1 pseudogene is annotated in these 258 nt (G+C 50.4%); it reads left to right on the top strand.

Annotation, left to right across the window (positions count from 1 at the left end):
* Nucleotides 1–258 (top strand): annotated as a pseudogene (gene gyrB / locus SB756_RS31995) (DNA gyrase subunit B); the annotation flags it as partial.

Here is a 258-nt window from a genome sequence, read left to right as displayed (position 1 = left end):
GACCGAGTTCGAATATGAAATTCTGGCGAAACGTCTGCGTGAGTTGTCGTTCCTCAACTCCGGCGTTTCCATTCGTCTGCGCGACAAGCGCGACGGCAAAGAAGACCACTTCCACTATGAAGGCGGCATCAAGGCGTTCGTTGAATATCTGAACAAGAACAAAACGCCGATCCACCCGAATATCTTCTACTTCTCCACTGAAAAAGACGGTATTGGCGTCGAAGTGGCGTTGCAGTGGAACGATGGCTTCCAGGAAAA

The organism is Pseudomonas sp. SIMBA_068 (assembly GCF_046534705.1).
In the GTDB taxonomy this organism is placed as follows: domain Bacteria; phylum Pseudomonadota; class Gammaproteobacteria; order Pseudomonadales; family Pseudomonadaceae; genus Aquipseudomonas; species Aquipseudomonas putida.
Note: the sequence above shows the minus strand (reverse complement) of the source record. Positions and strands in the feature narration are given on the sequence as shown.